At 33.7% G+C, this 14,436-nt stretch carries 10 protein-coding genes; 5 read left to right on the top strand and 5 right to left on the bottom strand.

Annotated features, from left to right (window positions below):
• Positions 1 to 68: 68 nt before the first annotated feature.
• Positions 69 to 2,297, bottom strand: a complete 2,229-nt coding sequence (locus AB3G34_RS03095) for a radical SAM protein (protein WP_369753418.1) — start codon at positions 2,295 to 2,297, stop codon at positions 69 to 71.
• 168 nt (positions 2,298 to 2,465) lie between these two features.
• Between AB3G34_RS03095 and AB3G34_RS03090 the strand changes: the two genes are divergently transcribed.
• Entirely contained in the window at positions 2,466 to 6,533 is a 4,068-nt protein-coding gene (locus AB3G34_RS03090) for a T9SS type B sorting domain-containing protein (RefSeq protein ID WP_369753417.1), read from the top strand.
• Positions 6,534 to 6,596: 63 nt separating this feature from the next.
• The gene (locus AB3G34_RS03085; protein WP_369753416.1) at positions 6,597 to 8,690 is read left to right on the top strand and encodes a T9SS type B sorting domain-containing protein; all 2,094 of its coding nucleotides are present in this window, start codon (positions 6,597 to 6,599) and stop codon (positions 8,688 to 8,690) included.
• A gap of 5 nt (positions 8,691 to 8,695) precedes the next feature.
• Here the strand turns inward: AB3G34_RS03085 and AB3G34_RS03080 are convergent, their stop codons facing one another.
• Entirely contained in the window at positions 8,696 to 9,979 is a 1,284-nt protein-coding gene (locus AB3G34_RS03080; RefSeq protein WP_369753415.1) for an MFS transporter, read from the bottom strand.
• Between the two features lie 104 nt (positions 9,980 to 10,083).
• Between AB3G34_RS03080 and bshC the strand changes: the two genes are divergently transcribed.
• Together bshC and AB3G34_RS03070 are read left to right on the top strand one after the other, a co-directional pair.
• Complete coding sequence (bshC, locus tag AB3G34_RS03075; RefSeq protein WP_369753414.1) at positions 10,084 to 11,673, top strand: bacillithiol biosynthesis cysteine-adding enzyme BshC; 1,590 nt, start codon at positions 10,084 to 10,086, stop codon at positions 11,671 to 11,673.
• A gap of 84 nt (positions 11,674 to 11,757) precedes the next feature.
• Positions 11,758 to 12,177: a nucleoside-diphosphate kinase gene (locus tag AB3G34_RS03070; protein WP_369753413.1), complete on the top strand. Its 420-nt coding sequence runs from the start codon at positions 11,758 to 11,760 to the stop codon at positions 12,175 to 12,177.
• A gap of 157 nt (positions 12,178 to 12,334) precedes the next feature.
• Here AB3G34_RS03070 and AB3G34_RS03065 read toward each other — a convergent pair whose 3' ends face one another.
• From AB3G34_RS03065 to AB3G34_RS03055, 3 genes are read right to left on the bottom strand one after another with little or no spacing between them, the layout of a single operon-like run.
• A complete protein-coding gene (locus AB3G34_RS03065; protein WP_367768404.1) occupies positions 12,335 to 12,631 on the bottom strand; it encodes a DUF721 domain-containing protein in 297 nt (98 codons plus the stop codon).
• On the bottom strand, positions 12,612 to 13,052 hold the full coding sequence (locus AB3G34_RS03060; protein ID WP_369753412.1) for a lipocalin family protein: 441 nt from the start codon (positions 13,050 to 13,052) through the stop codon (positions 12,612 to 12,614). The genes AB3G34_RS03065 and AB3G34_RS03060 overlap by 20 nt, the downstream gene beginning before the upstream one ends.
• 4 nt (positions 13,053 to 13,056) lie before the next feature.
• Positions 13,057 to 13,284 carry a hypothetical protein gene (locus AB3G34_RS03055; RefSeq protein WP_367768398.1) on the bottom strand — a complete coding sequence of 76 codons (228 nt, stop codon included), beginning with the start codon at positions 13,282 to 13,284 and terminating at the stop codon, positions 13,057 to 13,059.
• Here AB3G34_RS03055 and AB3G34_RS03050 point away from each other — a divergent pair.
• Positions 13,268 to 14,344, top strand: a complete 1,077-nt coding sequence (locus AB3G34_RS03050; RefSeq protein ID WP_369753411.1) for a serine hydrolase domain-containing protein — start codon at positions 13,268 to 13,270, stop codon at positions 14,342 to 14,344. The genes AB3G34_RS03055 and AB3G34_RS03050 overlap by 17 nt on opposite strands.
• Positions 14,345 to 14,436: the final 92 nt, after the last annotated feature.

The following is a 14,436-nucleotide window of genomic DNA, read 5'->3' as shown; positions in this document are numbered from 1 at the left end:
AAGAAAACGTTTTCGTAAAAGAAAAAGAAAAGTTTTATGCTAAATTAGTATAGCTATCAAAAATTAATCTACAACACCAATAATCCAAATTCTCTTAATGAATTAATAGGTTTTGAATACCAAAATAATTCAAAGTCTTCAAAATGAGTTTCAAAATCAGATTTAATTTCTTGGAAAGAATAAATTTTAGCATTAGAAACAGCTATTTTTAAAAGTATTTCTGCAAGCCATTCGCCCTCTTCCTTGTTGGTTTGAATTGTAAAACTTTCTTTTTTATCATGAAAAGTCAAACTCATCATTTCCCAAGAATTTCCTTTTTTAGTTTTAGTAAAATAGTCTACAAAAGGGGTTCCACCTAACCAAACAATTTTGGCTGTAGGTTTGATATTAAAACCATCGTTTTCTTGAAGTGCATCAAAAATAAAATCGGGAGAGATTTTAGTTTTCGGAATTTTAAATTCAAACCAATCTTGCAACTCATAATCAAAACAGATACCGTGCATGAAGTTGAACAACGATTTCTTTAATCCAAAACTAAATTTATCATGGTCAATTCCTGTTGAATCGGTATAATTAATGTCGTTATTAGCAAAAGTCCCAATAACTTCGGTTTCTTTTACAACTCCAAATTTCTCAGGATACAATCCCACTGGACTGTGTGCTGTCATGGCAAATTGGTGCCAAAACCCTGATTGCAATACGCCTACTTCAAACAATTGGCGTACCATTTCGAGACTATCCACCGTTTCTTGAATTGTTTGTGTAGGATAACCGTACATCAAATAGGCATGAACCATTACGCCGGCTTCCGTAAAGTTTCGAGTGACTTTAGCCACTTGTTCAACAGTTACGCCTTTAGCTATTAATTTTAACAAACGATCCGAAGCTACTTCGAGTCCACCAGAAACAGCGATACAACCGGAAGCTTTTAAAAGCAAACATAAATCTTTAGTAAAGCTTTTTTCGAAACGAATGTTGGTCCACCAAGTCACAGATAGTTTTCTTCGCAATATTTCAAGAGCCAAGGCACGCATCAATGCAGGTGGTGCTGCTTCATCAACATAATGAAAACCATTTTCACCTGTTTGCGCAATCATTTCCTCCATTCGATCACAAAGTAAACTAGCAGCTACTGGTTCGTAAATTTTAATGTAATCTAATGATATATCACAAAATGTACATTTTCCCCAGTAACAACCATGTGCCATAGTCAATTTATTCCAGCGACCATCAGACCACATGCGGTGCATTGGGTTTACGATTTCGATAACCGAAATGTATTTATCCAAAGGCAAATCGGAATAATCTGGCGTTCCTACTTGGGATTGTTTGTAATCACTTTTGGTAGAATTATTTTTGTAAACTACTTTTCCGTTTTCAAGAAGAAACGTTCTTTTAAAAGACTTGTAATTGGGTTCTTCAATATTGGCAATCAATTCCTCAACAGGAGCTTCGCCATCATCCAAAGTAATAAAATCAATAAATTCAAAAACTCGAGCATCTGATAACGAACGTAATTCGGTATTGGGGAAACCGCCTCCCATCGAAACCTTAATTTCGGGATGGTGTTTTTTTACCCATTGTGCAGATCTAAAGGCACTATATAAATTCCCTGGAAAGGGAACTGAAATTAAAAATAATGTGGGCTGTATGGTTTCAATCCTTTCTTTTAGAATAGAAAGTAAAACAGTGTCAATATAAGTAGGCTCTTGTTGTAAAGCCTCGTACAATTCATCAAAAGAATTAGCACTTCTTCCTAAACGCTCAGCATAACGGCTGAAGCCAAAATTAGCATCCACACATTCCACTATAAAATCAGATATGTCTTCAAGATACAAAGTAGCCAAATGTTTCGCTTTATCTTGTGTTCCCATGGTCCCAAAAGCCCAATCGAGTTCTTCTAATTGTGCAAAACGAGAAGCTTCTGGCAAATAATCTTCTTGACAAATTTGCAAAGCTAAGGTTGGATTTTTCCCTTGTAAAAAAGTAATTACTGAATCGATTGTTTTAATGTATTCCTCTTGAAGTGCAAAAATACGTTTCGAATTATCTGAAATTTCTCCAACTTCACCCGAGACTGAAAGTCGAACTGGCGTAGCAAACTTTAAACTTGCAACTTCAAACAAACTTTGCAATCCTTCTTTCGAAAACAATTTTAAAATAACCTCAATACCTAAATCTGCCTGAACTGAATCAATATTTTTAGTATTCAGAAACCCTTTTATATATGCCGTTGCCGGATATGGTGTATTCAGTTGGGTAAACGGCGGGGTAATGAGGAAAAGTTTAGTTTTCAAAGGAAATAAGTTTTGTGCAAAAATAAGGGATAATTCTGTTCTTTCCACGAAAAGATGCTACTACTAATTGTATTGGTAATTCAATTCAAAAAATGAAACCCTATCTAAATTAAATAGTTGCAAAATTTGTAGATATTTAATTACATTTACAATTGCCAAATTGTAAAAATGAAACAAAAATTACTCTTTCTTTTTTTATTAATAACTCTAGCTTCTTTTGCCCAAAAGAATAGTCAAACAATTGGTTTTAAAGAAAACAAAGGGCAAATTATTGACCAAAATGGCAAACCAAATAATACAGTTAAATACCTATTAAACACTAGAGGATTAAATGTTCAACTGAGAAAGGATGGATTTTCGTATGACATATATGAAACGAAAAAACATCCTATAAAACAACGTTTAGAAGAAAAAAGAGCATTCCCTTCATTAAAAAATAATGATAAAAAAGTACCTGATTATACTTTAGAATACGTTTTTCATAGAGTAGATATTGATTTTGTAAATTCAAATCCTAATGTTGAATTAGTAACTAACAAAGCATCTACTGATTATGATAATTATTATAATATACCCAATAAACCAGAAGGTGTTATCAATGTACATCAATACCAACAAATCACTTACAAGAATATTTACCCTAATATTGATGTTGTATTCTCCATCCCTAAAGACACGCTTAAAACCGTAGAATATAATTTTGTGGTACATCCAAAAGGGAACATATCAGATATACAATTGAAATTTAATGGTGCTAAAACAGAATTAGTTGACAATAAAATCAAAATGCAAGTTCGTTTTGGTGAAATGGAAGAAACTCTTCCCGCCAGTTGGACCGAAGACGGAATGAGTAAAAAGTCAATAAATGTTGCTTATTCAAAAATTAAAAAAGATGTGTATGGATTTAAAACAGCAAATGCTATCTCGAATAAAACGGTAATTATTGATCCTGTTCCAGTGAGGCTGTGGGGAACTTATTTTGGGGGAGAAAATGGAGAAACTCCTACATCTCTTTTTTGCAAAGACGATTATATCTATTTAACCGGTACAACCACTAGCACCGATAATATTGCTAGTGCTGGAGCAAACACATTCTATTATGCCTCAATTAGCGACTATGACAGCTTCTTAGTGAAATTCAACAGTAATGGAACAAGAGTTTGGAGTACTTATTATGGGGGGAGAAAAGCGGACATTATATTTCAAGTAAAAGTCTCAAACAATCAAAATGTATATATTGTAGGGGAAACACTAAGTGACAATAACATTTCTACACCTAATAGTTCCGAACCTAATTTCGACTCAATTATTCAGGATGGAAGGCAAAAACTGGCAGGCTTTTTTGTGAAATTTGATACTAATGGTGAAAGAAAATGGGGTACATATTATTGGGGTAGCATTAGTAACTTATCTATTGATTCTTCCGAAAAAATATACATATCAGGAGCAACATTTGCTGATAAAAAAATATCTACTCCAAATGCACATCAAATTAATATTGACAACCCTAGTTTAAATCCTATTTACGGCTATTTTAGTGATGGATTCATTGCTAAATTTAATTCAGATGGAGATAAAGAATGGGGAACTTATTATGGAGGACTAGATGACGACTACATTTCTGATTCTCAAATCGATTCCAACGGATTTCTATATTTTTCAGGAATTACCTCAAGTTCAAATAATATCGCTTCAATAAATACAACAAATACTCCTAGTCACTCTAATGCAGATAGTTTTTTAATAAAATTTAGTCCCAATGGAAATAGAATTTGGGGTACTTATTTTGGAGGCGAAAAACACGACTACGCATTCTCTTTGGGAATTGATTCTAATAATTATCTCTACACTTTTGGTTGGACTCAAAGTTTATCAAACATTTCAACCCCAGGTGTTTTTCAAGAAGTATATAATGATTCATTTTGGGCTACGGATAATAATGGTTGTATCTTTAAGTTTAATTCAGACGGCGATAAAATTTGGGGAACTTATTTTTTTTCGGAAACTCTAAAAGGATCTGTTTCAAAAAATGGTGACCTTTATTTTACTGGCACTACTAGTATAAATATTCCTTCAATATCCACTCCAAATGCTTATCAAGAAGATAATAACGGACGGGCTCAAGCTTACTTAGAAAATTTTGATAACAATGGAAAAAGAAAATGGGGCACATTTTATGGTGGAAACTATGGTGGAAGTACGGGAAATGTATCTGCAACCGACAACAATGGCAATATTTATCTAGCTGGGACAACAAGTAGCTCAGATTACATTGCAACACCAAATACTCATCAAACAAATCTTTATAATTCTGGTAATGATGCCTATCTAATAAAGTTTAAAGATTGTGAATCAAGCGCTTTAGTAACTAGTAACTCCCCAATATGTATTGGCAACACTTTAGAACTAAAAGCATCTGGAGGTACAGATTATGTATGGACAGGTCCAAACGGATTTACATCTACCATACAAAACCCTACTATACCTAATGCAACAGCTTCAAATGGTGGGCAATACACTTGTAGTATTACTGGAAGTGGAGGTTGTGATGATACAAAAAAAGTGGATGTAATCATTGGAGATATTGAGGCTCCCATTCCTAATCTTGCACTTCTTCCAACAATAACTGGAGATTGCAAAACTATCATAAATACAATTCCAACTGCTACTGATGTATGTGCAGGTACTATTACAGCGACTACCACCAGTCCGCTATCGTACAGCTTGCCTGGAAACTATACCGTTATTTGGGAATATAATGATGGAAACGGAAACACATCAACACAAAATCAAACTATTACAATAACTGCTCAGCCATTACCAACTGCTCCATCTACACAAACTTTTTGCATCCAACAAAATGCCACAATAAACGAAATAAAAATAACAGGTCAAAACATCAAATGGTATGATGCTTTGACTAATGGTAATTTATTAGCAAATACGACTCCTTTACAAAACGGAATTACCTATTACGCTTCACAAACGATTGATAGTTGTGAAAGTGATAGAATTTCTGTTTTAATAAATATTCAAAATACTCCCACTCCAACAGGAAGTGCAAATCAAACATTTTGTAAAAGTCAAAATCCAACTTTAGATACTATTGTAGCTTCTGGAACTGCTATACAATGGTATGATATTGGTGGAACTCTTTTATCCAATTCAACCGCTTTGCAAGACGGTATAACCTATTATGCTTCGCAAACAGAAAACGGTTGTGAGAGCACAAATAAATTAGCCATTATAATTTCGCTTATCAGTACTTTACCGGCAAATGATTATGCAGAATTGTTTTGTGATGATTTAAATGATGGTTCTGAAAAAGTGGATTTGTCTGATTATAATTCAAAGTTAATATCCAATACTGCTGGATATACTTTTTCGTATTATTCAAATTATTCAGCTGCCGAAAATCAATTGGTAAGTAGTCAAATTACTAATTTTTCTAATTTTAATTTATCTTTAGGAGATAATAAAATCTACGTTCGTATTAATTCTAATACACCTTGTTATGCTATTTCCGAATTAAAACTAACTCTTTTGTCGAAACCTAAAATAACAATCCCAGATGTAGTTCCTATTTGTGAAAACAATACCATTACTATTGACGCAGGCTTGGATTACGATACTTACTTATGGTCAACTGGTGAAACATCATCGAGCATAAATGTGGATAATCCGGGTAATTATTCTGTTACCGTCACTAATAATTACTCTACTATTTCATGTTCAAGTACAAAGAATTTTGAAGTACGACAATCCAATATCGCTACAATAACTTCAATTGACACACAAGACTGGACCGACAATCAAAATACAATAACAGTGTATGCAACTGGTGCTGGTGATTTTGAATATTCCATCGACGGCATTCATTTTCAAGATGAGCCTCAGTTTACAAACATCATCAGTGGACAATATACGGTTCATGTAAGAGATAAAAACGGTTGCGGAACCGTTACTGATGAAGTGTATTTATTGATGTATCCAAAGTTTTTTACTCCAAATGGCGACGGATTTAACGACACATGGAAAATCAAATTTTCAACTGTCGAGATTGGGTTAAGCGTAAAAATATTTGACCGATATGGTAAACTCATCAAAGAATTAACGCATAATAACGATTGGGACGGAAGATTCAATGGACAAGAACTTCCCGCAACCGATTATTGGTTTGTGGTAACTAGAGCAAATGGCACAGAATATCGCGGTCATTTTAGTTTAAAAAGATAATCCCGAAAACAGCATTTTAGTCAACAAAAACAATCCTTTTCCAAATCACTAACCTTAAAATTAATGATAAAAAATATAAAACTCATTGCCCTCTCTCTAATCATTTCAATCTTTTTTTCTATCCGAATGAGTTCCCAAACCATACAATGGGAAAATACAATTGGAGGTAATGATTATGATTGGAGTGATTTTATAGAACTGTCTACTGATGGAAATTATCTTTTGGGTGGATATTCTTATTCTAATATATCTGATGATAAAACTGAAAATTCAAGAGGAGAAGGTGATTATTGGTTAATTAAAATTGATGACACTTCTGGTAATTTATTATGGCAAAAAACTATTGGCGGAAACAGTTTTGATCATTTAACTTCAGCAAAAGAAACAAAGGATGGCGGTTACATCCTTGGCGGCTACAGTTCTTCAGGAATATCAGGAGAAAAAACTCAAAATTCAAGGGGACAAGATGACTATTGGGTTGTAAAATTAGATGAAAACCGGAATATTATTTGGGACAAAACCTATGGTGGAAGTGGTGTAGATCGATTGACATCAATAATTCAAACTGCGGATGGTGGTTATCTTATGGGAGGTTCTTCAGACTCTAACATTTCAGGAGATAAAACTGAAAATTCAAAGGGGAATCTAGATATGTGGATTATTAAAATTGATGCATCCGGGAATATAATGTGGCAAAAAACATTTGGAGGAGACAATTCTGATTGGGTTCAATCTCTACTGAAAACAGCTGATGGAGGTTATCTATTAGCTGGCTCTTCAAACTCAAATATTTCTGGTGATAAAACCCAAAATTCAAGAGGAGGAGGAGATTACTGGGTTTTAAAAATCGATAGTTTAGGTACTATTGTCTGGCAAAAAACTATTGGAGGAAATAATGGAGATTATTTAAAATCTATAATAGCGACCTCAGATGGCAATTACATTTTAGGAGGTGATTCTTTCTCCAACATTTCTGGAGATAAAACAGAAAATACATTGAATAATTCTAATGATGTTTGGATTCTCAAATTAAATGATTTTGGGCAAATTTTATGGCAAAAAAATATTGGAGCAAATGATACTGAAGTATTTGCAGATATCCGAATGACCTCGGATAATGGTTTTATTCTAGGCATCATGTCCTACTCGGGAATTTCAGGCTACAAAACTGAAGCTTCAAGGGGAGACCGTGATTATTGGATTGTAAAACTCGATGCAGCTGGTCAATTTGAATGGGATAAAACTGTAGGCGGTGATAGTCTTGACCAAACACAATCTATAGTACAAGCCAAAGATGGAGGTTATGTTGCGTTAGGCTGGTCACAGTCTAATATATCTGGAGATAAAACAGAAAATAAAAGTGGGCTACAGGATTTTTGGGTGGTTAAACTCCAATTGTGCTCTCAAAACCTTTCTGCTAACAGTAATTCTCCAATTTGTGAGGGCAATTCCATACAGCTATCTGCATCTGGCGGGACTAATTATGCTTGGACTGGACCAAATGGTTTTAATTCATTAGAACAAAATCCATCCATATTAAATGCAAATGCATCACAAAGTGGTCAATACACTTGTAGTATAACAGGAACTGGTGGATGCGATGATAAGAAGTCAGCTACTGTTGTGATAAACATTGAAACAGTACCAACAGCAAATTCTCCACAGGAATTTTGTACACAACAAAATGCAACTTTAAGTAATGTAATTATTAGCGGTGACAATATAAAATGGTATGATTCACAAACTGGAGGCACTGAATTACTTGAAACAACTTTACTAAAAGACGGAATAAATTATTATGCGTCACAAACTATAAATAATTGTGAAAGCAGTCGTATTGTAATAAATACCCGAATTTTAGCAGATGCAAATTGTCAACCAGTAACTGACATTGATTCATCAATAACGTATCCTAAATTCTTCACCCCAAACGAAGATGGATTTAACGATACATGGAAAGTTAAATTTTCAGCAGATGAGATAGGATTAAGCGTAAAAATATTTGACCGTTATGGTAAACTCATCAAAGAATTAACGCACAGCAACGCTTGGGACGGAACATTCAACGGACATGAACTTCCCTCAACCGATTATTGGTTTGTGGTAACTAGAGCAAATGGCATAGAATACCGAGGGCATTTTAGCTTAAAACGCTAATTCAACTAAAACTTATGCTCTTTTTTACTAATCATTAACAACGAAAATAAAGAGATACAAGCGGCTGCACTTAAATAGAAACCAACATAAGTCAAACTATAATGTGTCGCCAGCCAAATCGCAATCATAGGTGCAAAAGCGGCCCCGATAATTCCTGCCATATTAAATGCTAAAGATGTCCCCGAATAACGTACATTGGTTGGAAACAATTCCGATAAAAAAGTTCCCAAAGGGCCATACGTAAATCCCATTAAAGTCATTCCAACACATAAAAATAAAGTCACGAGAACGGGATTTCCTGAATTCATGAAAAAAGAAAATATAAAACCAAAAATTGCAATTGCGATTGTGGAATAAATAAGCATTTTTCTACGCCCAATTCGATCCGCAATTAAAGCCGAAATAGGTATAAAAAGGGCAAAAAACAATACTGAAAACAACTGCATCAATAAAAAATCTCTTTTGGAATAACCCAAATCTGAGGTTGCCCAACTCAAAGTAAATACCGTCATTAAATAAAATACCAAGAAGGTAGTAATAGCCGCAAATGTCCCAAAAATCAATTGGTTTTTATAAAATTTTAATAAAGTAAAAAACGGAATTTTCACTTCCTCTTGTTCTATTTTAGCATTTTCGAAAGCGGGGGTTTCAGTAATTTTTAATCGGATGTAAAAACCAACTACAACCAATAAAGAACTGGCTATAAACGGAATTCTCCATCCATAATCAAGGAAAGATTCGGGACTAAGTATATCTGTCAAAATCAAAAAGGTTCCCCCAGAAAGTAATAAACCTATTGGTGCTCCTAATTGCGGAAACATACCATACCAAGCCCGTTTATTGGGTGGAGCATTTTCGATGGCTAATAACACCGCTCCACCCCATTCGCCACCTAAACCAACACCTTGACCAAAACGACATAACATTAGTAATAAAGGTGCAGCAATTCCAATACTGGCATAACTAGGTAGAAAACCAATACATACTGTTGAAATTCCCATTGTTAACAAAGCGATTACTAAAGTTGTTTTTCTTCCTATCTTATCACCATAATGACCAAAGACTGCCGAACCCAATGGTCGAGAAAGAAAGGCTATTGAAAAAGTAGCCAACGACAGTAAAACCGAATTGGTACTATCAGAAGACGGAAAAAATAATTGTGGAAAAACCAAAACCGCGGCATTGGCATAAATATAGAAATCAAAAAACTCAATTGTTGTACCAATTAAACTGCCAAAAAGAACATGTTTTAATGAGTTTTCTTTCTTAGAACTTAAATTATCTTTCATTTGTATGTTAAAATATTTCGATAAAATTGATACTATTTTTCGAAAGTAACAAATATATTTTGTTTCAAAAATTTTCGGTATTTTTACATCAAATAAATTCTCTTATGCCTACCGACTGTATCAGCTATCAAAGTTCTGGATATTTTTCTCCCTTAATGAATGATTATTTAGACGAAAAATCAAATTTACAACCCTTATACAATCGATTCCCAAAGTTGGAAAACTTTGAATCGCAAATCATTGAGAAACAAGCTAATTTTAATAATGACTCAAGAGCTACATTGGCTTCTGTTATTGAAAAGCAATATGCTTCTATAGCTATATCACATTTGACAAAACAAAATATTGAAGCATTAAAAGTAAATAATACATTTACAGTAACCACTGGACACCAACTCAATTTATTCAGTGGTCCTTTGTATTTTTTATACAAAATTATTTCTACCATCAATCTTACTGAGGAATTAAAAATAAAATATCCAGCCTATAATTTTGTCCCAATTTACTGGATGGCAACCGAAGATCATGATTTTGAAGAAATCAATTATTTTAATTTCAAAGGCAAAAAATTCAGATGGAATACCGAAAGTACGGGACCTGTAGGCCGATTATCTACTGAAGGTCTTGATGCCTTTTTTGAAATCTATGAACAGGAATTAGGAACAAGTACTAATGCAACTGCGATAAAAAAACTATTTAAAGAAGCGTACTTGCAACATGACAATCTAGCCAATGCAACGCGGCATTTAGCAAATGTTCTTTTTGGTACTTATGGTTTAGTAATTCTTGATGCAGATGATAAGGACCTCAAAAGGACTTTTATTCCATATATAAAAGAAGAATTACTTCATCAAAAATCTCATAAATTAGTACTTGAAACAGTCGAAAAACTAAAAGATTATACCGTTCAAGTAAATCCTCGAGAAATCAATTTGTTTTATATCGAAGATCATTTACGCCAACGTATCGTTTTTGAAAATGATATTTACAAAGTAAACCATACCAAAATTGAATTTACTGAAGATGAAATCTTAAAATCACTTGATTCTAATCCAGAAATGTTTAGCCCAAACGTGATCATGAGGCCATTGTATCAGGAAGTTATTTTACCAAACCTTTGCTACATAGGCGGAGGCGGAGAAATAGCCTATTGGTTAGAATTAAAATCATTCTTTAATGCGGTAAACATTACTTTTCCAATACTTTTGGTACGAAATTCAGTTCTATTAGCTACAGAAAAACAAATCAAAAAAATAGATAAATTAAATTTAGAATGGAGTGATTTATTTTCAAAACAATCAGAACTAATAAATACCATTACCTTAAAAAATTCTGAATTTCCTATTGATTTAACTCCTCAAAAAGAACTGCTGCACAAGCAATTTGCTGATTTATTTGAACTAGCAAAACAAACTGATAAATCGTTTACTGGAGCCGTAAAAGCACAGGAGGTAAAACAAATAAAAGGTTTAGAAAATCTAGAAAAACGGTTACTTAAAGCACAAAAAAGAAAATACAGCGAACTTATAGAACGAGCAACCGAATTACAAAACGAATTATTTCCTAACAAAAGTTTACAGGAACGCCAGATTAATTTTTCTGAATTTTACCTCGAGAATGGACCCAATTTAATCCCAAAATTAATTTCACAGTTGCATCCGTTAGATCAAACATTTGAAATTGTTACATTATAGATATAATTAGCGCACTATAATGCGAAAATTGCAACATTATTAAACAAAATAAACTATTTTTGCACAAAATTTAAAAAATAAAAAATGGCTACTAATAGAACATTTACAATGATTAAGCCTGATGCTGTTTCTAACGGACACATCGGAAACATACTTGCAATGATTACTAATGCAGGTTTCAAAATCGTTTCTTTAAAATTAACTCAACTTACGGTTGCTGATGCTCAAGCATTTTATGCTGTTCACGCTGAAAGACCTTTTTATGGTGAATTAGTTGAATTTATGTCAAGAGGACCAATCGTTGCTGCTATTTTAGAAAAAGATAACGCTGTTGAAGATTTCAGAACTCTAATTGGTGCTACTAATCCAGCTGAAGCTGCTGAAGGAACTATCCGTAAAGCATACGCCACTTCAATTGGAGAAAACGCAGTTCACGGTTCTGACAGTGATGAGAATGCAGCTATCGAAGGTGCTTTCCATTTTGCAGGAAGAGAGCAATTCTAGTACTCAGTTTTACGGTTTTTAGAACTCAATCGCTGATTGGATACTAAAAATCATCAAAAAAATATAAAATCCCGTCTCAATAAATCGAGACGGGATTTTTTTATTTACAATCAGAAAAATCTGAAATCTGAAATTGTTAATCAACAATCGCAAATCATTATCTTAAAACAACAGTCGTTACCACTTCTCTCCGAAGCTCTTCATTGATCATTTTCACAATCTTAGCCTTTCCATGACTCAACTCTTCACGCAATACGGATGACGTTAACTCCACATACAAAGTGCTTCCTTTCAAAACTACATTTCGGGTATAGCTATTCACACCATTTCCCATCAAGTTACTCCAAGCGTCTTTAACATCAATTTGGTCCATTCCTGGTTGCAGTTTATTCACTTGGATTATTTGTTTCAAAACATCCCCTACTGTACTCTGATTATTTAGTCTTTTCGCCATCTCCTGTCAAGTTTATCGGTCCCGTTTTTTTATAATGATATTCCTTATTCTCTGTATTTTTCAACACTAATTCTTTATCTGACAATGCGATTAGTTCCTCACTCCATTTTGCATAATCAGTCCCATAATCCAAATATACTTTGTCTTTATCAAAACGCACATTTACCTTTTCATCCGTATCATTAACTAAAAATGTTCCGTTCAACTGTGGCTTTACTTTCTTTCGAATCCCCTTATTATTCGCTATTTCAAAATAGTCGTAGCTTTCATTCATCTTATAGTCCTTGTCTTCCCCTTTGTCAAAAACCACTTTTTCAATTTCCCAATATCCATTGATTTTTACAATATCAGTAGGCTGAATCTTTTGTTGACAACCCACAAAAAAAAGAGATAGTAACAGAATTCTAAACGTGTTTTTCATATAATTATTTTTTAGGAGCTTTTTCCTGCTGTCCGCTGTATCCTCGCAAAAAAGCGAGGGATGCCGCTTCCATCAGGGCTATGGATTTATGGAAATAAATTCTATTTTTTTTTAATACTACAAAGTTAACTTTAAAAAACTCAAACAAAAGAAAAATTGCAAAACACATTAAACTATTTTGCATATTTTTGGTCTTACAAAAAACGTATCCTGCTATGATATCAAAAGCCATTTCTAGTTTGTTTATCCTTTTTTTGTGTATCGGTTGTAGCTCAGAACCTACAACGACTCCTACACCTGCACCAACCGAAACTACTTATTTCCCCCCAACTACTGGAACAACTTGGGAAACAAAATCAATAGCCAGCTTAAACTGGAAACAAACAGCAGTTAAACCATTACTAGACTATTTAGCACTAAAAAACTCAAAATCTTTCATCATCCTTGTCAACGGACGAATTGTAATGGAAAACTATTTCAACGGACATTCAGCAACAACTAATTGGTACTGGGCAAGTGCTGGAAAAACATTAACTTCAACACTCACTGGAATCGCAGAACAAGAAGGCTACTTAAACATTAATAATAAAGTATCTGATTATATTGGCATAGGATGGACTAGTTTGCCTATATCCAAAGAAAACTTGATTACTAATAAACATTTACTAACCATGACTTCTGGAATAGAAGATATTGACAACGGCGACGCAGTAGATCCAGCAAGTCTTACTTACAAAGCAGATGCAGGAAACCGCTGGGCGTATCACAATGTATACGTAAAACTACAAGATGTAATTGCTAAAGCATCAAATCAAACTTGGAACACTTATTTCAATACAAGATTAAGAGATAAAATAGGAATGGATGGCACTTGGTTTCAATCAGGTAATAATTCCGTTTATGCCAGTACAACACGAAGTATGGCTCGTTTCGGACTTTTAATGGCCAATAAAGGAAAATGGGATAATACTACAATCCTAAACGAAAACTATTTTAATGCTGCCACAAACACTTCACAAAATATCAATTTAGGTTACGGCTATTTATGGTGGCTAAATGGAAAAAGTAGCTACCACTTACCGCAATCACAATTACAGTTCTCCGGAAGTATAATTCCTTCTGCACCCAACGATATGTTTATGGCATTAGGTAAAAATGATCAAAAGATATACATCATCCCTAGCAAGAATATGGTAGTCATTAGAATGGGAGATGCTGCTGATAATGTCAATCTCGCTTTATCTGATTTTGACGACGTACTTTGGCAAAAAATTAGTGCTTTATACCAATAAAATTATTTCTTTTTTAACCTCTTGGTAAAACCAATAACAAAAAAACCAACACCTAATACTAGTAAAATATAATACAAAATAATATTATAATC

Origin of the sequence: Flavobacterium sp. WC2409 (assembly GCF_041200085.1) — a bacterium.
In the GTDB taxonomy this organism is placed as follows: Bacteria; Bacteroidota; Bacteroidia; order Flavobacteriales; family Flavobacteriaceae; genus Flavobacterium.
The sequence above is the reverse complement of the archived record's forward strand: the minus strand, read 5'-3'. Positions and strand labels throughout refer to the sequence as shown.